We start from the raw sequence: 19,164 nt of genomic DNA, 5'->3' as shown, positions 1-19,164 counted from the left end.
GTTTCCGGACCGGCTGTTGTGCACGGCGGAGCGTGAGCACGGGGCCCGCCCGCCCCTAGCCTCGCCGCAGCAGGTGCGCAGCAGGCACGCAGGAGCACGAACGAGGGGCGGTACCCGGTGAACTGGCTGATCCACGACTACCGCGAGAGCGATCTCGCGGCCGTTGTCCATCTGATCGACACCACGGCCGAACTCGGCCAGGAGTCGGTCTTCTCACTCGCCGAATGCATCAGCGCCCTCACCGACCGGCAACCCTGTGTGGTCGCCGTCCATCAAGGCGTCCCCATCGGCGCCGCCCTCGCCTGCGTGACCGGCGAGCGCGCCTGGGTGATGCGCATCGCCATCGCCGCCGGCTGGCGCGGACGGGGGCTGGCCAGCGCGCTGCTCGTGGAGCTGGAGCGGCGGCTCATCGCCGCCCGCGTCGGGCGGATCGCCTACGTCCTGCCCGAGGAGGATCTGCTCGGCGAAGGCCTGCTCAACGCCGGCTACACCCGCCAGCCCGCCGTCGCCTACTTCGAGAAGACCGAGCCCCTGCACGGCCCGGCCGCCGGCCTCCTGGACGACCTCGGCGGCCGCTTCCTGCCGAACGACCTGTGGGCCGAGGTCGCCGGTATGGAGACGGAGAAGGACCTCATCGAGCGGCGGGTGGTGCTGCCGCTCGCCGAGCCCGAACGGGCCGCCGCGCACGGGGTGCGGCCGCCGCGAGCCATCACCCTCTTCGGCCCGCCCGGCACCGGCAAGACCACCTTCGCCCGGGCCATCGCCTCCCGGCTCGGCTGGCCCTTCGTGGAACTGCTGCCCTCCCGCCTCGCCGACGAGGGCAACCTCGCGACCGCGCTGCGCGACGCGTTCGCCCGGATCGCCGAGCTGGAGCGGGTGCTCGTCTTCATCGACGAGGTCGAGGAGATCGCGCCGGTGCGCACCGAGCCCGCGCAGCCCGGCGGCATCCACGGGGTGACCAACGAGCTGCTCAAGCTGATACCCGGCTTCCGCGAGGGCGACGAACGGCTGCTGGTCTGCGCGACCAACTCCATCCGCTCGCTCGACCCGGCCTTCCTGCGGCCCGGCCGCTTCGACTACCTGATCCCGATCGGCACCCCGGACCCGGGCGCCCGCTCCGCGATCTGGTCCCGTTACACGGCGGGCCGTCCCGACGTGGACGTGGCGGCGCTGGTCGAGTCGAGCGAGCTGTTCACCCCGGCCGACATCGAGCACGCGGCGCGGATCGCGGCGCAGGTGTCCTTCGAGCGGGACCTCGAGTCGGTGGTCGCGCGGGGCGCGGCGGCGGCCCAGCCGGGCGCGAGCACGGAGGACTACCTGGCGGCGGTCAAGCAGTGCCGGCCGACGGTGACCCCGGCGATGACGGGAGAGTTCGCCGCGGACATCACCGCGCACGCCCGCTTCTGAAAGGGAGGGGCTCCGGCCCTGGGGCCGGGGTGCCCGCCGGGGCCGGGCATGCAAGATGGCCCGCAGCCACTCCCCAAAGCAGCTGCGGGCCTCCCGCGCGGACTTGGCATCCGTGCGGGACAGCCACGTTCCGTTGGGGTGTATCGCCGGCTGGAACGTGGCAGCAAGGGTGCCGTGAGGGCCGCATCCCTGATGCCCTCGCCAACACATTCGAGTCAACCAGGACCGGGGGTGGGCGCGCCTCGGCCACACGGCCCCGATCGCCCCGGCCGGAAGGACCGGTCGCCAGGGCGTGGCCGTTGGCCGAAAGGAGGACCGGGCTTAGGGTCGGGCCATGGCCTTCGTCGTCTTCATGACCCTCCCGGGGCTGGCGCTGCTGCTCACCGGCATAGCGTTCCTCGACCTCACGCTCGAACGCGCGGGCCGCGCCGGCATGCTGCCCTGGCGCTGGAACGGCCGCAATGGGCAGATGTCCTCGACCGGCTTCGAGCAACTGCACGCGAGCTTCTCGCCGGGCAAGCAGAACGAGCTCAAAGAACGGCAGAGCGCCCTGATCATGCGCGACGACGAGGAGGACGGCGCCCCGCCCCGCTCCCGCGTGGGCCTCGACGGCGGGCGCGCGGTGATCCGGATGCCCGCTAAGGGCGGCAGCGGTACGTGAACTCCGCGGCGGCCGTCCGCCGTACGGGCGAGATCAGCTCGAGTTCCGCCTTCGCCGGGTAGGTGCCCGAGCCCTGGAAAGTCCACAACAGGTGCAGCCTGGCCTCCCGCCCGCCGCTGGGCACCCGCTCGGTGAGCTGCTCCGAGCGCGTGCCGTCACTGCGCAGCCAGCGGTAGGTGAGTACTCCCGGCCGCCCGTTGGTCCGTACGACGGCCACCACGTCGGCGGTCCCGTCGCAGCCGGGACCCTCCGGACCGGCGGACACCACCACGCCGCCGACCTCCAGGGCCGGGCCGTAGCGCTGCCAGCACAGGTAGCCGAGGACCCCGATCAGGATCACGGCGGCCAGGGTGTAGCGCCGCCATTCGCTCCGCCGCCGGCGGGGGGCCGGACCGGGGGACAGCGGGAACGGCAAGGGCAGCGCGGCCGTCACCCCCGGTCCGAAGCGCATGACCGAACCTTCGACCCGGTCCGGCGCGGGCCCGTCAGGCACGTCGAAACGTACGGTCCGCGCCGTGCCCTCGGGCGGCCCGGTGATCCAGTGGCTGCCGAGGACGGTGGCGCTGTAGTCGTCTTCGCCCTGCGGGGCGTGGGGAACGCTCATGCCGGATTGCACCCCCGGATGTAGATGCTCTGGACGGAACTCTGGTTGGCGGCCGCCGGATTGGTGGTGGCGCGGACGCTCCAGTAGCAGCCCGCGCCCCGCGCGAAGGTGTGCGTGAGGGTTGTCGTACCAGGGCTCCCGGGTCCGAACTCGACCGTCTGGCGCCCGTCGGGGGCGGTCAGGGCGCCCTCGGCATCACCGGTGAACCACTCGACGACCAGGCTGAACGGGCCCGCGCCGTCGCTGTCGACGGAGAAGACGGCCTCGGTGGTCCCCGGGCCCGTCTGCCGGAAGGAGCGGACGTTCACCGCGGAGATCGTGACCTTCGGGGTCGGGGACGGGGTCGGCGTGGGGGTCGCGGAGGGGGTCGGCGGCTGGGTCACCGTCCAGGTCGGTGTGGGCGTCGGTGTCGGTGTCGGCATCGTGTAGCTCGGGCTCGCCGACACGGACGCGGAGACGGACGGCGTCGGCGTGGGTGTCGGTGTCGGCGTGGGGGAGGCCGACGGGCCCGGACCGGGCGCCGGGCCGGACCCGACCGGCGCCGACGCGCTCGACGTCGCGAACGCGTTCAGCGCGCTCGCACCGCCCCGTTCCGAGCCCGCCGCCTGCGAGCCGAGTACGGCCACCAGGGCGAGCACGAGCGTAGCCCCGGCCGCGAGCAGTCCGCGCCGGCCAGGGGCCCAGCGCGCGGGTGGCGCCGGCAGGGTCGTCGTGGCGAGCGCGGTGACGCCCTGCGCCGGTGCGCCCGCCGAGGGGAACAACAGCGGCAGCAGGGCCGCCAGCGCGGCCAGCTTGCGCTGTCCGCGCTCCTCCCACTGGGGCCCGTACGCCGCCAGCGCCACCGCCTCCAGCTCCGCGACGAACGCGTCGGCGTTCTCCGGCCGTTGCTCGGGGGCCTTCGCCAGTCCCCGCCGGATCAGCGGGCGCACCGGCTCGGGAGCCTCGGTCTCCGGGACCGGAGCCTCGATGTGCTGGACCGCGAGCTCCGCGAAGTTCTGCCCGTCGTAGGGCTTGCGGCCGGTCAGGCACTCGAAGAAGGTCGCCGTCGCCGCGTACACGTCGGCCTCGGGCGAGGCGGGCCGGCCCTGCCACTGCTCCGGGGCCATGTACGCGGGCGTGCCCGCCGCCCCGGGGGTCGTGCCGAGGGGGGTGGCGATGCCGAAGTCGACCAGCTTGGACGTGCCGTCGGCGGAGACCAGTACGTTCGCCGGCTTGTAGTCCCGGTGGACCACACCGGCCCGGTGCGCGTCGCCCAGCCCCAGCAGGGAGCCCTTCAGCAGCACCAGCGCCGCCTCGGGTCCGGTCCGTCCGCACTGCCCCAGCAGGGCGTTCAGTGCGACGCCGTCCACGAGCTCCATCACGATGGCGGCGCCGCCGGGCGCCTGGACGTACTCGTACAGCCCGACCACGTACGGGGAGCGCAGATCGCCGAGGAGCTGGGCCTCAGCCCGGAACTCCCGGACGAAGACCGGGTTCTCGAGCATCCGGTCGTTCAGGTACTTCACCGCGACGGCCGTGCCGGTGCCCTCGTGGACCGCGAGCACCACGCGGCCGCTGGCGCCCGAACCGAGCTCGCGGACCTCCGAGTAACCGGGAACCGACCACACGCCGTTCATGCCTTCCCCCTTGCCGTGGCGTGACCGCGCCCCGGAGCCGGTCGTCCCAGGGGACCGGCCACCACCTGGGACACATTTGCGCCACCGCCGGTTCCCCGTCCCGCGCTCCGGGTGGGGAAGAGAGGGGGAGCGGGCGTCAGGCCGCCGCGGCCCGCGCCCCGATCATGGCGTGCAGCCGGTCGGCCGCCGCCCGCCCGAAGTCCGGATCGTTGATGTGGGTGTCGTAGTCGTAGAGCCGGGCGGCGCTGCCCCGCAGCCCGTCGCGCAGCGCCGAGAACAGCGCCCCGTCGGCGTCGGGGTCATGGTAGGGGCCGCCCGGGGCGCCGAGCGTGGACAGTCCGCGCAGGGGTACGCAGACGGCCGTGGGGCCGGTGGCCGCACGGAGTTTCGCGGCGACGCGGCGGCCGAGCTCCGTGCACTCGGCCTCGGTCGTACGGATCACCGTGATCGAGGGGTTGTGGACGCGGACCCGGCGGTAGCGGACCCGCTCCGGCAGGCTCTCCAGCGGGCCGAACTTCACCATGTCCAGCGCCCCCAGGCTCACCACTTGCGGAATCCCGGCCCGCCCGGCGGCGCTGAGCCGGTCGGGCCCGGCGGTGAGGATGCCGCCGCACAGGTCGTCGGCGAGCTCGCTGAGGGTGAGGTCGAGTACCCCCGCGAAGATCCCCTGGCCGGCCAGCGTCTCCAGGGTCCGGCCGCCGGTCCCGCTGACGTGGAAGACCAGTACCTCGTAGCCGAGTTCGGTCAGCCGTTCCCGGGCCGCGTCCACGCCGAGCGTGGTCACGCCCGCCATGCTCGCCGCGATCAGCGGACGGGCCCCCGCGCCCAGCCGGGCCGGCTGCCGCAGTTCGAGGGAGGCGCGTTCGAAGGCCCCGGCCATACCGGCGACGGCCGCGACGGCATTGGCCAGGACCGGCTCGGAGATGCTGTTGATCCCCGCGATGTCCACGACGCTGTACATCATCGTGATGTCCGCCGATCCGACGTACGGGGCCACGTCCCCGGACGCCATCGAGGAGACCATCACCTTCGGCACGCCCAGCGGCAGCGCGCGCATCGCCCGCGTGGCGATGGAGGTCCCGCCGCTGCCGCCGATCGCGAGCACTCCGTGCAGCCGCCCTTCGGCGTGCAGGCGTAACAGGGTCGCTTCGGCGCCCCGGGCCATCGTGGTCACGGCCGCACCCCGGTCGGCGGCCGCGCGCAGCTCGGACAGTTCCGTTCCCGCGGCCCGCGCCACCGCTTCACGCGGCACGTCGGCGGGCACCCGGGGCTCGTCCATGATTCCCGTGTCAACCGTGATCACTTCGACGCCGGCGCGCAGCAGCCTCTCGCGCAGCCAGCCGTACTCCACACCCTTGGTGTCCAGGGTTCCCACCAGCACGACGTTCGTCATACGTGCAATGTCCATGCAGGTGGGGTTTGTTGGCAAGTAAAGGTCGGGTCAACCCTGGTTCCTGAGAAGCTCCAACAGCCTCTCCAGGAAAGGAATCTGAGACACCACCAGCTTGTTTCTGGCCACCTGGGGAGCGAACCACTCCACCCGGTCCAGCTCGGGGAACTCCGCCGTCCGCCCCGACTTCGGCGGCCACTCCATGGTGAACGTGCCGGGCACCGCGAGCGCCGGATCCAGGTCCGCCCGTACCGCCCAGATGGTCACCAGCTTCCCGCCGATCATCCGCACCTCACCCAGCGGCAGGTACGGACCTTCCGGCGGCGGCAGCCCGATCTCCTCCTCGAACTCCCGGCGGGCCGCGTCGCGCGCGGTCTCCTCCGGCCCGTACTCGCCCTTCGGGATGGCCCAGGCGCCGGCGTCCCGGCGCTCCCAGAGAGGGCCGCCCATGTGGCCGAGCAGAATCTCCACCCCGGCCGCGGTATCGGTCCCGGGCGGTCGGCGGAAGCGGAACAGGAGCAGTCCGGCACTGCGCTTCGCGGTCATGGCCTCATGCATGCCCCGCCGGGGCCGCCTTGCACCGCACGCGCCCTTCGGCGCCGGCGCGGGCGGCCTGCCGGGCGGCCTGCAGGGCGGCGCGGGCGCCGCTCAGTGGTCGTGCGGGCCCTGGCGGTGGACCGGGCCGTGGGCGTCCGAGCAGTGCGTGTCCACCGGGTCCTCGCCCGGACGGCCGACCGTGAGGAGGGAATCGTGGGCGTGGTCCACCTGGAGGGTGGTGTGCGTGATCCCGTACTCCTTGGACAGCAGGGCCTCCAGGTCCCGGCGCACGGCGTGGCAGTCGCCCTCCGGGGCCACCAGCACGTGCGCGGACAGCGCGGCCTGCCCGGAGGTGATGGTCCAGATGTGCAGGTCGTGGACCTCGGTGACCGGAGGCTGCCCGACCAGGCGGTCGCCGACCGTGTCGGGGTCCACGTGGGCCGGGGCGGCCTCCAGCAGGATCCGGCCGGACTCGCGGACCAGTCCGTAGCCCGCCTTGAGCATCAGGACGACCACGACGAGCGAGGCGATCGAGTCGGCCTGCCGGAATCCGGTGGTGAGCACGATCAGGCCGGCGACGGCGGTGCCGATGAAGGCGAACAGGTCGTTGAGGATGTGCTGGTAGGCGCCCTCCACGGCCAGGGAGGTGCGGTTCGCCCTGGAGATGCACCAGGCCGCCGCGATGTTGACGACGATGCCCGCGAGCGCCGTCACCAGCACCAGCCCGCCCTCCACCGGTGGTGGATCCAGCAGTCGCCGTACGGCTTCGTACGCGAGCCAGACCGCCAGCAGCAGCAGGGTGAGGCCGTTGGCCTGGGCGGAGAGTATCTCCGCCCGCTTGAGGCCGAACGTGAAACCACCGCGCGCCGGCCGGGCGGCCAGCCGCATCGCGATCAGCGCGAGGACGATCGAGACGGCGTCCGTCAGCATGTGCGCGGCGTCGGAGATCAGGGCCAGGGAGTGCGCCATTACGCCGATGACCACTTCGACGGCCATGAAGCCCGCGATCAGGCCGAGGGCGATGCCGAGCCAGCGCCGGTCGGCGTCGGCGGCGACACCGTGGCTGTGACCCGCGTGGCCGTGGCCAGGCCCCTCATGTCCCTCGTGGCCGCCGTGCCCGTCGCTGCCGAGGGCGTCGACGCCGTCGGTGTCGTGCTGCGCGTGGTCGTGCGCGCTCATGGTGTCCCCCGTGAGTCGTGGCGTGTCGCTTGGATTCCGCTTCCGGACGTGTCGCATTTCGAACGTGTCGCTTTCGACGCGTATCGCTTGCCATGCGTACCGCCTGAAGTGAAGCGCACCTCGCGAAGATGGGCAAAGGCTGCAACGGGGACCGTTGTCATTACCTATAAGCCCATTCTGACCTGCGGTTATGCCGGGCGGCCCGGATCGTGGGAAAATTTCCCCATGGTCCAGCGCCCCGGTGTGCCGACCGCGCCAGAACTCCTCCTGGAAACGGACAGGGGTTCCACCGCGATGAGCCCGCGCCGGACGTACAACGTCGGCCGGGACCCCCTCTGCGAGATCTGCCTCGACGACGCCCGCGTCTCCTGGCACCACGCGGTGCTGCGCCCGGACGGCGACCACTGGACGGTGGAGGACGAGGACAGCACCAACGGCACGTGGATCGACGGCCACCGCGTCCACGAGTGGGCGGTCGGCGTCGGCAGCGAGCTGCGCTTCGGCAGCGCCGCCGACGGCCCGCGCGTCCGCTTCGCCGAACCCGTCGCCCCCTCCGGTCCCTCCTCGGTCTCCCGCCCGGACATGACCAGCACCTTCCGGCAGCCGACCTCGGTCCGCGCGCTGTCCGCCCAGGCCGCCGTCCGGATCGGCCGCGCACCCGACAACGACCTCGTCGTCGACGACCTCGTGATCTCCCGCCACCATGCCGAGCTGCGCGCCCTGCCCGATGGCAGGTACGAGATCGCCGACCTCGGCAGCCACAACGGCACCTACCTCAACGGCGCCCGCCTCACCCGGCCCGCCTCCATCGGCGAGGGCGACATCGTCGGCATCGGCCACTCCGCCTTCTGCCTGGTCGGCGACCAGCTGCAGGAGTACGTGGACACCGGTCAGGTCTCCCTCGACGTCCAAGGCCTCGGCGTGACCGTGGACCACGGCCGCAAGACCCTCCTCGACCACGTCTCCTTCCCCGTCGGAGCCACCTCCCTGCTGGCGGTGGTCGGCCCCAGCGGCGCCGGCAAGTCCACCCTGCTCGGCGCCCTGACCGGCCTGCGCCCCGCCGACCACGGCACCGTCCTGTACGACGGCCGCGACCTCTACAAGGACTACGCCGAACTGCGCAGCCGCATCGGCCTCGTCCCGCAGGACGACATCCTGCACGCGCAGCTCACCGTCCGCCGCGCCCTCGTCTACGCCGCCGAACTGCGCTTCCCGCAGGACACCGCCAAGGCCGAGCGCGAGGCCCGCGTCGACGAGGTGATCGGCGAACTCGGCCTCCAGCAACGCGCCGACCTGCCCATCCACAGCCTCTCCGGCGGCCAGCGCAAACGCGTCTCCGTCGCCCTGGAACTGCTGACCAAACCCTCCCTGCTCTTCCTGGACGAGCCCACCTCCGGGCTCGACCCGGGCATGGACCGCTCGGTGATGAACATGCTGCGCGGACTCGCCGACGACGGCCGCACGGTCATCGTGGTGACCCACAGCGTGCTCAACCTGAGCGTCTGCGACCGCCTCCTGGTCCTCGCGCCCGGCGGGCGCATCGCCTACTACGGCCCTCCCGACGAGGCCCTCGGATTCTTCGGCTTCGAGCAGTGGCCCGAGGCGTTCGAGGCCTTCGAGAACGACCGCGACCGCGACTGGGCCGGGGAGCACCGGGCCTCGCCGCTGCACCGCCGCTACGTGGACGTCGCCGGCCGGGTCCCGCTCACGGGGCCCGCCGGACAGGCGGCCGGCATCCCGCCGAAGCCACCGCCCAAGGCCCAGAGCTGGTTCTCCCAGCTCTCCACCCTGATCCGCCGGTACGCCGCCGTGCTCAGCGCCGACCGCACCTTCCTGATCATCATGGTCGCCCTGCCCTTCGTCATGGGAGCCATGGCCCGCGCACTGGCCGGCAGCGAACTCAACGCCGAGACGGCGCTCAACGCCCTGTTCATCCTGTGCGTGGGCGGAGTCCTGACCGGAGCGGCCAACGCCGTGCGCGAACTCGTCAAGGAACGCGTCATCTACCAGCGCGAACGCGCCGTGGGGCTGTCCCGGTCTGCCTACGTGATGTCCAAGGTGGTGGTCCTCGGCGCGATCACCGTCGGCCAGGCCGTGGTCCTCACCGTGGTCGGCCTCGCCGGAGTCAAGACCAACGCCCCCAAGGGCAAGGGCCTCTTCCTGCCCCCACTGATCGAGATCACCCTCGTCGTCGCCCTGCTGTCCGTCACCGCCATGGTGCTCGGACTGCTGATCTCCGCACTGGTGAGCAAGGAAGAGGTCACCATGCCGCTGCTGGTCCTGCTCACCATCGTCCAGGTGGTCTTCTGCGGCTCCCTGCTGAAACTCACCGGGGTCCCCGTCATCGAGCAGCTGGCCTGGTTCGTGCCGGCCCGGTGGGCCATGGGCGCGATGTCGGCCACCATCGACATCGGCGCCATCGTGCCAGGCAAGATCACCCAGGACCCGCTGTTCGACCACAAACCCGGCCTGTGGCTCCGCGAGGTGGGGATGCTGGCCGTCCTGTCCGGGCTGTTCGGCTTCCTGGTCGGCAGGGTGCTGCGCCGCCACGAGCCGGCCATCATGCGGAAGTAGCCGCGATGACCAGCCCCGCCCAAGCCGCGGACTTCCGGCCCACCCACATCGTCCCGCAGGACGGACTGCCCGCGTGGGAAACCCCGGACCTGTCCCGCCCCACGGTGGCACTCGACGCCTTTCTCCCCGTACGGCTGCTGTCCCGGCGCGGGGAGTGGGGGGAGATCCTGTGCGCCAACGGATGGTCAGCCTGGGTGGACGGACGCCTGCTGCTCGCCGTACCGCAGCCCCCGCCGACCGGCGGCCGCCCGCTGACGCGCACGGAGGACCCGCAGCCGCTGCTCGCCCGCTGCACCGAGGAGCTGGAACGCTACCGGCAGGCGGTGGCGGACCTCGCCGCCGACCGCATCGATGCCGAGTCCTTCCGGCGCTCCCTACGGGGACTGCGTGCCGGGGTCGTCGTCGACGGGGAGTCCGTGTGGCTCTACGACGAATCGGCGGGACGGTGGATGTACGGGGACGGGACCCGTCTGGCCACCTACGCGGTCGTCGCGGGACCGGGTGCCCCGCCCGCGCGGGAGGCCCCGCCGCATGAGGCGGACACCGAGGAAGGGGCCGACGTACAGGCCGTGAAGGACGCACCGCACGAACCCACGAGGATCGTGGACCTGCCCGGACCGGAGGCGGGGTGATGGGCCCGCCGCCGGGTGAGGACCCGCTGCGCCGCGCTTCCGACCTGCGGGGGCGGCGGATCGCCGGGTACCTGGTGGAGACCGAGATCGGGCGCGGCGGGATGGCGGTGGTCTACCGCGCGCACGACGTGCGGCTGGACCGGACGGTCGCGCTGAAGCTGCTCGCCCCCGGACTGGCGGGCAACGACGTCTTCCGGGCGCGCTTCGCGCACGAGTCCAAGGTCGCGGCGGCCATCGACCACCCGCACATCGTGCCCGTCTTCGAGGCCGGGGAGACGGACGGGCTGCTGTACATCGCCATGCGGTACGTCGAGGGCCAGGACCTGCGGGCCATGCTGGACCGGACGGGCCCGATGCCCGTGGAGACGGCGGCCCGGATCGCCGGCCAGGTCGCCTCGGCGCTGGACGCGGCGCACGCCCACAGTCTGGTGCACCGGGACGTGAAGCCAGGCAACATCCTGGTCGCGGGAGGCACGGACAGCGACCACCCGGAGCACGTCTACCTGACGGACTTCGGGCTGACGAAGAAGTCGCTGTCGCTGACCGGGTTCACGAGCATCGGGCAGTTCGTGGGCACTCTGGACTACGTGGCGCCCGAGCAGATCGCCGGAAAGCCGGTCGACGGGCGCTGCGACGTCTACAGCCTGGGGTGCGTCGTCTACGAGATGCTGGCGGGCGCCCCGCCGTTCCGTCGGGACGAGGACATGGCCCTGCTGTGGGCCCACCAGTACGATCCGCCGCCGCCCGTGACCTCGCTGCGGCCCGATCTGCCGCCGGGTGTGGACGAGGTGCTGGCGCGGGCCCTGGCGAAGGCGCCGGAGGACCGGTGGGGGAGTTGCCTGGAGTTCACCGGGGCGCTGCGGCGGGCGGGCACGGGTGAGGGCGTGCCCCCCCACCCGGCGGCCTTCGTCCGTGCGCCGCCCCGGGCCGCCGACGGGCCGCCACCACCACCGCCGAGGTGGGCCCTGCCGGTCTTCTAGGACCTGTCCGGCCGGTCATGTGACCAGTCACGTGCCCGGGCCGTCCACGTGGGCATGAGCGGGGGCAGGCCGTGTTCGACCTCGTGGTGCTCGAGCACGCGCGGAAAAGGGGGTGCCCCGGTAGGGAGGCGGCACCTGCGGCGTGCCGGTAGTCGCTGGGCGTCAGCCCGTACGCCGCGCGGAATGCGCGGGTGAAGTCGGCGGGGCGGGTGAAGCCCCAGCCTGCGGCGACGGAATGGATGCTGCGGGACGCCGGCAGCGGATCGCCGGGGCAGCGCTCCAAGCCCTCCCGGCGGAGATGGGCCGCCACCGTCGTGCCCTTCGGTCTGCGGCGGCGGTGTACGGACCGTGCCCACCCTCCCGCTGCGCACGATCCTCGTCGACCGGGCCCACGCCCTGGTGCCCCTGGACCCGGCCGGCACCCGGGCGGGAGCCGTCGTACTGCGCCTGCCGGGCGCGGTCGTCGCGTTGACCGCGCCCGGCAGGTCTGGGAGGCGTCGCTGCCCCTGGGCTGCGACCGGCCGCGCGACGAGGGCACCGGCCTGACCCCGCCCGAGCGGGAGCTGCTGCGGCTGCTGAGCCAGGCATGACCGACAGGGCGGCCGGCCACCAGCTGGGGGGTCTCGCTGAGCACGGTCCGCCGCTCCATGGCGGCCCTGATGGAACGGCTCGGGGCGCGCAGCCGCTTCGAGGCGGGCCTGCGCGCGGCGCAGCACGGCTGGGCTGTGACCGGGGAGAGCCACTGGAGCGGCGGGACCGGGGAGGGTCAGTCCTTGTCGGGGGAGGGCGCGCACACGACGTGGGCGGTGACCTCGGCGTGCGCTGCGGAGGCGTACCAGCCCTTGCGGCCGCTCGCGTCGACGACGGGGTGGGAGGCCAGGACGGTGTGCCGGAGCGTGCCGTCGCGGGCTTGGTCCCAGTGGGTGGTGGAGTACCCGCCGGACTGCACGGCCGTGCCGCGCGGGCAGTACACCCGGCTGACGGACACGGCCTCGGCGGTGGTGTCCTTGCGGCCGGCGTCCCCGGAGAGCTGGCGGGTGCCGGGGCCGGTCGCCTGGGTGGGGAGGGCGGTGGAGAGGGTCAGGGCGAGCGCGGAGAGGGCGAGCAGGCCAGCGGCGTGAAGCGGCCGGAACAGGCCTTTGGTCATGTTCACGGAAGTCAGCGTGTCATGCGGAAACGATCCCCCGATGAGCCGATTTGCGACTGTTCACCCGTACGGCTCAACGTGCGGCCGGGTCGGCCGGGTGGGCCGGGCCTGCTGTATCGGCAGGGGCCTGGCGGCCCGGTCCGCGACGGCGCCGGGGGAGCAGGGAGCCCAGGAAGCCCGCCACGGCGCCCGCGACGAAGGCCAGGCCGACCGTGCGCCAGAGGAGCGGGCGCAGCTCCACCTTTCCGCTGAGGTCGTCGCTCTCGCCGATGCCCAGCAGGGAGAGGCCGAACTGTGCCTGGATCCGGGCCAGCAGGCAGACCACCAAGGTGGCCAGTGCCAGGGCGACGGCCAGGTGGAGGGCGTGCTTCCAGGGGCGTACGTGCGCCGGTGAACGGGCGGCCGCCAGCGCGCCCGCCCCGAGCAGCAGGACGACGGCCAGCGCGACGAGCCACCACGCCCGGGGGTCCTGCTCCGCGAGCGAGGCCACGTCGATGGTGGACAGGTCGGAGGCGGAACCGGAGTCGGAGCCCGTGGCGCGCAGCACTCCGTCCAGAACCTGCGGTACGGGCAGCCCGAAGGGTCCCTCGGCCTTGCCCTCCCAGGCCCCGCCGAAGCCGAGCGTGAGGGCGGGCCAGACCAGGTTGGGCAGGCCCAGCAGGATCACCGCCAGGGTGCGGTCCGCATGTCCCCGGGTCGCCGCCACCACCAGGCCGATGCCGATGCCGATGACGACGTACGCGAGGAGCAGCGCGACCACGGCGAACGCCGCCGGCCGGACACCCGCGTGGAAGCGGACCAGTCCTGCCGGGAGCGGCGCGCGGCGGGACACCAGCAGGGCGATCAGCAACAGGCCCAGGATCCACAGCAGTCCGAATCCGAGGGTGGCGGGGATCGCGGCCTCGAAGCCCACCGTCGGGGTGGAATCGAGGATTTCGCCGATGTCCCCGATGATCGAATCGCCGGTGGAGACCGCGAAGTTCTGGTGGGCCAGCAGGGCGAGTCCGGTCAGCGCCGCCAGCCACAACAGGACCATGGGCACGGCGCGGGCGAGGAGTTCGCGCGCGCCGGCCACGGCCCGGTTGTGCAGGGGGCGGAGGAAGAGCCAGCCGGCGGTCAGCGCGCCGGCCAGGCTGACGGAGAGGGGGAGCAGGGACAGGCTCGCGTCGGCCCCGGCCAGGAAGCCGGCCCCGCCCGTCACCTCGAGCGAGCCGCCCGCGGCCATCACCACGACGGCGGCGACCACGTGCGGAAACGCGCCGCCGGGCAGATCGCCGGCGCCGGCGAGGGTGAGGCCCGCCGAGGCCACGACGGCCATCACCGCGAAGCCGGCCAGTACGGCGATGACAGCGTCGCGCCAGGCTCGCGCGGACGGTCCCGCTTTAGCACTCACCCTGCCACCGTAGGCACGCTCACTGGCGGCCACCACCCGAACGGCCCACACGCTCCGCTTGCGGCCACCACCCGGACGGCGCACACAATGGTCGCCAGGAGTGCAAGAAATCCGAACATTTCCGCCGATGATCCGCGGAACGTCCATAGCGGGATGTCCGACGCGAAGCGTCCACCGCCAAACGTTCGCCGCCTCACTTCCACCCTCCACCGCCAAACGTCCGCCGCGCATCGTCCACAGCGGAACGTCCACAGGGGACCGGAACCCCTCCGCCTGGGAAGAAGAGCCCGTGACCACTCAACCCTCCGGCCAGCAGCCGCCGTGGCCGACGCAGCCGTCACAGCCGCCCTCGCAGCCGCCGTCGTCTTCGTCCGGGCGCCCGACCGGCCCACCTTCCGGCCCCCTCTCCGGCGGGCAGGAAGGCCCTCCGCCGCCTCCGCCCCCGGCCCCTCCCGGAGGCTCCGGGTCCGGGGTGCCCCCCGGACCCCCTGAGCCGCCGCACAAGGCCTGGTGGCGTTCCGTACCCCGGCTTGCCACCACCATCGTCGCCATCGCGGCCGCCGTGACCCTGGCCGTCGTACTGACCCGGCCGGGCGGCGGCGGGGGCACCACCACCTCTGCGGGCAACGAGGTGTTCCTGCAGCCCGCGGCGGCGTCCGGGCCCGACCCCTTCACCCAGTCCACCGCGGCCAAGCAGGCCACACCGCCACCAGAGAGCCCACCGCCGTCGACATCGGAGACGAAGAAGCCCGAGTCGAAGGCCCCGTCGGCCCCCTCGGGCACCGCGACGATGGCCACCCGCAGTATCAGCGGCTCCTCGCCCACCCTGTACACGGGCAGGAGGGACGTGCCCAGCTGCGACGTCGAGAAGCAGATCCAGGTGCTCTCGGCGCAGCCCTCGAAGAACGCCGCGTTCGCCTCCTCGCTCGGCACCCAGCCGACCGCCGTGCCGGGGTACCTGCGCTCCCTGACCCCGGTGCAGCTCCGTGAGGACACCAGGGCCACCAACCACGGCTACCGGGACGGCAGCCCCACCAACTACCAGGCCGTGCTCCAGGCCGGGACGGCCGTGCTCGTGGACGACCGCGGGGTGCCGCGGGTCCGCTGTGCCTGCGGAAACCCGCTCGGAGCGCCGGTGGCGCTGCAGGCCAACCCGAAGCGGTTCGGACAGCCTTGGACCTCCTACCAGCCCTCGCAGGTGGTGGTCATCGCGCCGTCCGTGACCATCGTGAACCAGTTCGTGATCTACGACTTCCATGACGGCCGCTGGTTCGAGCGCGACCGGGGAGACCATCGCGGCCGGCACGACAAGCCCGTTCCCCCGCCGCCCATCCCGACCCCGACGTTCACCACCCGGCCGCCTTCGCCGTCGTTCACTTCCCCGTCGCCGACGCTGACTTCCCCGTCCCCGACGGTGTCGCCGTCCCCGTCCCCGACGGTGTCGCCGTCGACGTCCCCGACGGTGTCGCCGTCGACGTCCCCGTCGACCTCGCCGTCCACATCGCCCTCGACATCCCCGTCGACATCGCCCTCGCAGTCCCCGTCGCAGTCCCCGTCGGTGTCGCCTTCGGAGTCCGTGTCCCCCTCGGAGTCACCGTCCGCGTCGCCGTCCGTGTCGCCTTCCGTGTCGGCTTCCAACTCGCCCTCCGCGGACCGGGCGAAGTCGCCGACGCCGTCCGCGTCACCCTCGAGGCCGAAGGTTCCCCCGTCACCCACGCCCCCGCCCAAGCCCTCCTCGGCGGTGCCCGAGCTCCCGCCGCCTCCGCCTCCGCCCTCCTCCGCGGCGCCTGAGCCCCAGCTCCCGCCGCCTCCGCCCCCGCCGCTGACCTCGGCGCAGCCCCAGCTCCCCCCGCCCCCTCCCCCGCCTCCGCCTCCGCCCCCGCCTCCGCCGGCCCCGACGACCTCGCTGATCGCACCTCTGCCGCCCGGAGTGGGTAGCGACGCGGGTGCGGACGGAGGTCCGGGCGCCGGGAACGGCGGCCAGTAAGGTCCCGCCCGTCACGAAGACCTCCCCGAGGGCCACCGGCCCTCGGGGAGGTCTGGTACTTCTCCAGTGCTGACAGACCCATGCGATGGCGGCCATGGGATGCGAGAGAATGCTGCGCATGACGACTTGAAGAGCACGGGCGGGGCGGGAGCACTGGGTCAAGGTCGCGACCTGGGACACGGTCGGGGACGGTGATCGCCAGATCTGCGCTACCTGCATGACGCCGGTCCGCTCCTACCAGTTCCGCCTCCATCCGCCCGAGTCCTCGATGTTCGAGCGGTGCGTCGGCTTGGCATGGTGTTCCGGGTGCCGGATCTACTCCGGTGCGATGGTCTACATTCCCCGGACACGTGCCCTCGTCGACGCGCTGGGGTCCTTGCCGCCGGACGAACGTGTTCGACTGCGCCGCAGCGAAGTGAAACTGGTCGACCATCTCGATCGCCAAGGCGACCGGTAGCCGTGATCCACTTCCGAGGGGGGCCGGTGATTGGCTTCGCTGTTCAGGATTTTCCGGACGCGTCCGGAAAGTGGCCGAGGCGGACTGGACAGCGGTGCCCCGGCAAGACGCCGGGGCACCGGACCGAGTGGAGACTCAGTCGGGGGCGGCCGCCTAGCGGACGCGCCCGTACATGTTCGGGTTGTACGCGCTGAAATTGGAGACCCGGACCTGCTTGCCCGGGCGGGGGGCCTCGATGTATTTGCCGCCGCCGAGGTGGACGGCGACGTGGTGGATGCCCGACACGCTGCCGTTCGAGGTCCAGAACACCAGGTCTCCGCGGCGCAGTTCGGAGCGGGAGATCGGGGTGGTGGCCCGGTACTGGTCGGCGGCCACGCGGGGCAGGGTGATGCCCGCGGAGCGGTACGCGGCCTGGACCAGGCCCGAGCAGTCCCAGCCGTGGGGGCCGTTGCCGCCCCAGACGTACGGGTCGCCGAGGTGGCTGTTGGCGAAGGCGATGGCGCCCTCCGTGCCCTGCCGGATGGGGGTGCCGGAAGAGCCGGAAGAGCCGGAAGAGCCGGAGGAGCTGGACGAGCCGGAGGAGGATCCGGAGCCGGAGCCGCCGGCGAAGCGCTCGTACTTGTCCTTGTGGCTGGTCCAGCGCCACCAGCCGGTGGCGTCCTTGTACCAGTACACGCGGTCCGACGCGTCCCAGCCCGCACGGCCTCGGAAGGTCGGCTCGGAGGTGCGTACGGAGGAGGACGAGGACGAGGAAGCGGAAGACGAGGAGCCGGCGGAGGAACCTCCGCTGTTCCCGACGTACTTGCTGTAGTGCGAGGTCCAGCGCCACCAGCCGGTCGCATCCTTGTACCAGTACTTCGAGCCGTCCCACCCCGCGTGCGCCGGCGCCGGTTCGGCGGACGCGGCGCCCGCTCCGGTGCCCACCAGCATCGTGGCGCCGACGGCCGCGACCACGGCGCCGCGCAGGGTGCAGCGGCGGCGGCGGGCGGCGGCGGCCGTCATGGCCGTCGCACCGCGCGCGCAGCCGGCGCAGTCACAGCTGTCGGGTATTTCCTCGGTGAACTCGGGCGTGCGCATGCAAGGTTCCTTTTCCATCGGGGGTGTTTTCAGCGGGCGTCGGCGGCAGGGCCGCGCGCCGTGTAGAAGGCCACGGTCAAGTCCTTGACCAGGGCCTTGCGTTCGTAGTCGTCCAGGCCCACGAGCCCGCGGTCCGACATCCGGTGGACGGTGTCGTCGACCGCGTCGACCGCGTCGAGCACGGAGGTGAGGACGGAGTCCCGGTGCCGGGCGTCGATCGAGGCGATCCGGCGGCGCTGCATCGCGGCGGCGACCTCGGGGGCGTAATCGACGTGCAGGGGCCGGGCGGAGAAGACTTCGACGCCGACCGCCTTGCATTCGGCGGCGAGCAGCCGGGTCAGCTCGTTGCCGACGGCCTCGGTGTCGCGCAGGGTCTCCGGTTTCGCCGGCTCCGGGCCGAAGGAGTCGGCCGGCATCCGGGAGAGCACCCGGGCGGTCGCGGACTCCACCTGGCCGCGCAGGTACGCGGTGTGGTTGTCGACCGCGAGCAGTGCGCGGGCGGTGTCCTTGACCCGCCACACGACGAGGACGACGGTCCGCAGCGCGGTGCCCTCGGAGTCGAAGACGCAGAGAGGCTCGCTGCGCCAGTGGCGCAGCCGTACGTCGACGCGGGTGTACCGGGGCAGCGGGTTGGACCAGATGAGGCCGGTACGCCGGATCGTGCCCCGGTAGCGGCCGAAGAGGGCCAGCGACCAGGCCTGGCCGGCGCGCCCGCGCCGCAGTCCGGCGAGCGCGGTGAGGGTGAGGAGTGCGCAGGACACGACGACGGCCAGGGGCCAGGCCTCGGCGGGGGAGGCGGAGAGGCGGAGCTCCTCGAACCGCGGGAGGGCGGCGGCGCCTGCCGCGGACGGCGCGGCGGTGAGCAGGGCCCACCAGCCGGAGCAGGCCCGCGCGGGATGCTCGGTGAGCTCGGGGCCGAGCACGGCGGGCAGCGTCCGCGGCTGGGCCGGCGCCTCCGTCGCCGGTGCGGCGGGGCGGGGTATCACCGCGCGCACGGCGGCCTGCCGAAGGGTGTCGGGGTCCGCCTGGCCGCCGGGTCGGCGGACTCCGCCCGGGCCCACGGGAGCGGCCGGGCCGTTGGGGGAGGCGGGGTTCGCGGCGGGGGTGTCGGCCGGTTCCTCGTCACGGAAGAGCGGCCCGAGGACGAGCGGATCCCGGTACGGCCGTACGACCAGGCTCGCGCGACCGGCGCGGGCCCCAGGGGAGCCGGCGGGGCCGGGGCCGGAGCTGTGGCCGGGTCCGGAGTCCGCGCCGTGGCCGGAGTCCGCGTCCTGCGGTGTGGCGGGGCCGTGCCGCGTGGCGGCTTCGAAGTGGGCGGAGCCGGTGAGCGGGGCGGATATTCGTCCGGGGGTCCGTGCGGCTCCCGCTGCTGTTCCCGTTCCTCCTTCGGCCCCCGCCTTCGGTCCCTCGGCCGGTTCTCCGGTCCTCTTCGGCGCTTGCGACAAGCCACACCCCACACAGCCGTGGGCGTCAACGAACCCGCACCCGGGGGTTCCTGACGCCAGCAAAGATGATCATGAACG

The 19,164-nt window shown here is 73.1% G+C and carries 16 protein-coding genes and 2 pseudogenes; 8 read left to right on the top strand and 10 right to left on the bottom strand.

Annotated elements, in window-relative coordinates; genetic code table 11:
* The first annotated feature begins 117 nt into the window (after positions 1–117).
* Both OTB20_RS25940 and OTB20_RS25935 read left to right on the top strand, forming a co-directional pair.
* Positions 118–1,407, top strand: coding sequence for an ATP-binding protein (locus tag OTB20_RS25940; RefSeq protein ID WP_267820966.1), 1,290 nt, complete (start codon positions 118–120; stop codon positions 1,405–1,407).
* Positions 1,408–1,741: 334 nt separating this feature from the next.
* A complete protein-coding gene (locus OTB20_RS25935; RefSeq protein WP_267820964.1) occupies positions 1,742–2,068 on the top strand; it encodes a DUF6191 domain-containing protein in 327 nt (108 codons plus the stop codon).
* On the opposite strand, the gene OTB20_RS25930 is transcribed toward OTB20_RS25935, so the two are convergent.
* The 5 genes from OTB20_RS25930 to OTB20_RS25910 form a co-directional block, all read right to left on the bottom strand.
* The gene (locus OTB20_RS25930; protein WP_267820962.1) at positions 2,046–2,672 is read right to left on the bottom strand and encodes a hypothetical protein; all 627 of its coding nucleotides are present in this window, start codon (positions 2,670–2,672) and stop codon (positions 2,046–2,048) included. The genes OTB20_RS25935 and OTB20_RS25930 overlap by 23 nt on opposite strands.
* Positions 2,669–4,288: a serine/threonine-protein kinase gene (locus tag OTB20_RS25925; protein WP_267820961.1), complete on the bottom strand. Its 1,620-nt coding sequence runs from the start codon at positions 4,286–4,288 to the stop codon at positions 2,669–2,671. Before OTB20_RS25925 ends, OTB20_RS25930 begins: the two co-directional genes overlap by 4 nt.
* Positions 4,289–4,424: 136 nt before the next feature.
* On the bottom strand, positions 4,425–5,681 hold the full coding sequence (locus OTB20_RS25920) for a Tm-1-like ATP-binding domain-containing protein (protein WP_267820958.1): 1,257 nt from the start codon (positions 5,679–5,681) through the stop codon (positions 4,425–4,427).
* Positions 5,682–5,729: 48 nt separating this feature from the next.
* On the bottom strand, positions 5,730–6,224 hold the full coding sequence (locus OTB20_RS25915; protein ID WP_267820957.1) for an NUDIX domain-containing protein: 495 nt from the start codon (positions 6,222–6,224) through the stop codon (positions 5,730–5,732).
* 102 nt (positions 6,225–6,326) lie between these two features.
* Positions 6,327–7,394 carry a cation diffusion facilitator family transporter gene (locus tag OTB20_RS25910; protein ID WP_267820956.1) on the bottom strand — a complete coding sequence of 356 codons (1,068 nt, stop codon included), beginning with the start codon at positions 7,392–7,394 and terminating at the stop codon, positions 6,327–6,329.
* A gap of 225 nt (positions 7,395–7,619) precedes the next feature.
* On the opposite strand from OTB20_RS25910, the gene OTB20_RS25905 reads away from it, so the two are divergent.
* Genes OTB20_RS25905 through OTB20_RS25895 form a run of 3 tightly spaced genes read left to right on the top strand, consistent with a single transcriptional unit; the run spans position 7,620 to position 11,580 of the window.
* Entirely contained in the window at positions 7,620–9,968 is a 2,349-nt protein-coding gene (locus OTB20_RS25905; protein ID WP_267820955.1) for an FHA domain-containing protein, read from the top strand.
* Between the two features lie 5 nt (positions 9,969–9,973).
* On the top strand, positions 9,974–10,600 hold the full coding sequence (locus tag OTB20_RS25900) for a hypothetical protein (protein WP_267820953.1): 627 nt from the start codon (positions 9,974–9,976) through the stop codon (positions 10,598–10,600).
* Positions 10,600–11,580, top strand: a complete 981-nt coding sequence (locus tag OTB20_RS25895) for a serine/threonine-protein kinase (protein ID WP_267820951.1) — start codon at positions 10,600–10,602, stop codon at positions 11,578–11,580. Before OTB20_RS25900 ends, OTB20_RS25895 begins: the two co-directional genes overlap by 1 nt.
* A gap of 154 nt (positions 11,581–11,734) precedes the next feature.
* On the opposite strand, the pseudogene OTB20_RS25890 reads toward OTB20_RS25895, so the two are convergent.
* A pseudogene (locus OTB20_RS25890) lies at positions 11,735–11,890 on the bottom strand (AraC family transcriptional regulator); the annotation flags it as partial.
* Positions 11,891–11,928: 38 nt separating this feature from the next.
* Between OTB20_RS25890 and OTB20_RS25885 the strand changes: the two are divergent.
* The gene (locus OTB20_RS25885) at positions 11,929–12,126 is read left to right on the top strand and encodes a hypothetical protein (protein WP_267821031.1); all 198 of its coding nucleotides are present in this window, start codon (positions 11,929–11,931) and stop codon (positions 12,124–12,126) included.
* Positions 12,127–12,346: 220 nt separating this feature from the next.
* Here the strand turns inward: OTB20_RS25885 and OTB20_RS25880 are convergent, their stop codons facing one another.
* Together OTB20_RS25880 and OTB20_RS25875 are read right to left on the bottom strand one after the other, a co-directional pair.
* Positions 12,347–12,733 carry a hypothetical protein gene (locus tag OTB20_RS25880; protein ID WP_267820950.1) on the bottom strand — a complete coding sequence of 129 codons (387 nt, stop codon included), beginning with the start codon at positions 12,731–12,733 and terminating at the stop codon, positions 12,347–12,349.
* A gap of 67 nt (positions 12,734–12,800) precedes the next feature.
* Positions 12,801–14,120: a streptophobe family protein gene (locus OTB20_RS25875; RefSeq protein ID WP_267820949.1), complete on the bottom strand. Its 1,320-nt coding sequence runs from the start codon at positions 14,118–14,120 to the stop codon at positions 12,801–12,803.
* A gap of 289 nt (positions 14,121–14,409) precedes the next feature.
* Here OTB20_RS25875 and OTB20_RS42525 point away from each other — a divergent pair.
* Both OTB20_RS42525 and OTB20_RS25865 read left to right on the top strand, forming a co-directional pair.
* Positions 14,410–15,735: pseudogene (locus OTB20_RS42525) on the top strand (DUF6777 domain-containing protein); the annotation flags it as partial.
* A gap of 589 nt (positions 15,736–16,324) precedes the next feature.
* Positions 16,325–16,564 (top strand): hypothetical protein, encoded by a 240-nt coding sequence (locus OTB20_RS25865; RefSeq protein WP_267820947.1) that lies wholly within the window; start codon positions 16,325–16,327, stop codon positions 16,562–16,564.
* 153 nt (positions 16,565–16,717) lie between these two features.
* On the opposite strand, the gene OTB20_RS25860 is transcribed toward OTB20_RS25865, so the two are convergent.
* Positions 16,718–17,641, bottom strand: coding sequence for a C40 family peptidase (locus tag OTB20_RS25860; RefSeq protein ID WP_267820945.1), 924 nt, complete (start codon positions 17,639–17,641; stop codon positions 16,718–16,720).
* Between the two features lie 29 nt (positions 17,642–17,670).
* Positions 17,671–19,086, bottom strand: a complete 1,416-nt coding sequence (locus OTB20_RS42870; RefSeq protein WP_420716487.1) for an SPFH domain-containing protein — start codon at positions 19,084–19,086, stop codon at positions 17,671–17,673.
* Positions 19,087–19,164: the final 78 nt, after the last annotated feature.

The sequence above is a fragment of the Streptomyces sp. H27-H1 genome (genome assembly GCF_026627445.1).
In the GTDB taxonomy this organism is placed as follows: domain Bacteria; phylum Actinomycetota; class Actinomycetes; order Streptomycetales; family Streptomycetaceae; genus Streptomyces.
This window is presented reverse-complemented; position numbering and strand designations above follow the sequence as displayed.

Coding starts and splice junctions, on each gene's coding strand:
- OTB20_RS25895 (WP_267820951.1), top strand. CDS start 10,600: ATGGGCCCGCCGCCGGGTGAGGACCCGCTGCGCCGCGCTTCCGACCTG.
- OTB20_RS25930 (WP_267820962.1), bottom strand. CDS start 2,672: ATGAGCGTTCCCCACGCCCCGCAGGGCGAAGACGACTACAGCGCCACC.
- OTB20_RS25900 (WP_267820953.1), top strand. CDS start 9,974: ATGACCAGCCCCGCCCAAGCCGCGGACTTCCGGCCCACCCACATCGTC.
- OTB20_RS25920 (WP_267820958.1), bottom strand. CDS start 5,681: ATGACGAACGTCGTGCTGGTGGGAACCCTGGACACCAAGGGTGTGGAG.
- OTB20_RS25860 (WP_267820945.1), bottom strand. CDS start 17,641: ATGCGCACGCCCGAGTTCACCGAGGAAATACCCGACAGCTGTGACTGC.
- OTB20_RS25915 (WP_267820957.1), bottom strand. CDS start 6,224: ATGACCGCGAAGCGCAGTGCCGGACTGCTCCTGTTCCGCTTCCGCCGA.
- OTB20_RS25865 (WP_267820947.1), top strand. CDS start 16,325: ATGACGCCGGTCCGCTCCTACCAGTTCCGCCTCCATCCGCCCGAGTCC.
- OTB20_RS25935 (WP_267820964.1), top strand. CDS start 1,742: ATGGCCTTCGTCGTCTTCATGACCCTCCCGGGGCTGGCGCTGCTGCTC.
- OTB20_RS25910 (WP_267820956.1), bottom strand. CDS start 7,394: ATGAGCGCGCACGACCACGCGCAGCACGACACCGACGGCGTCGACGCC.
- OTB20_RS25905 (WP_267820955.1), top strand. CDS start 7,620: ATGGTCCAGCGCCCCGGTGTGCCGACCGCGCCAGAACTCCTCCTGGAA.
- OTB20_RS25925 (WP_267820961.1), bottom strand. CDS start 4,288: ATGAACGGCGTGTGGTCGGTTCCCGGTTACTCGGAGGTCCGCGAGCTC.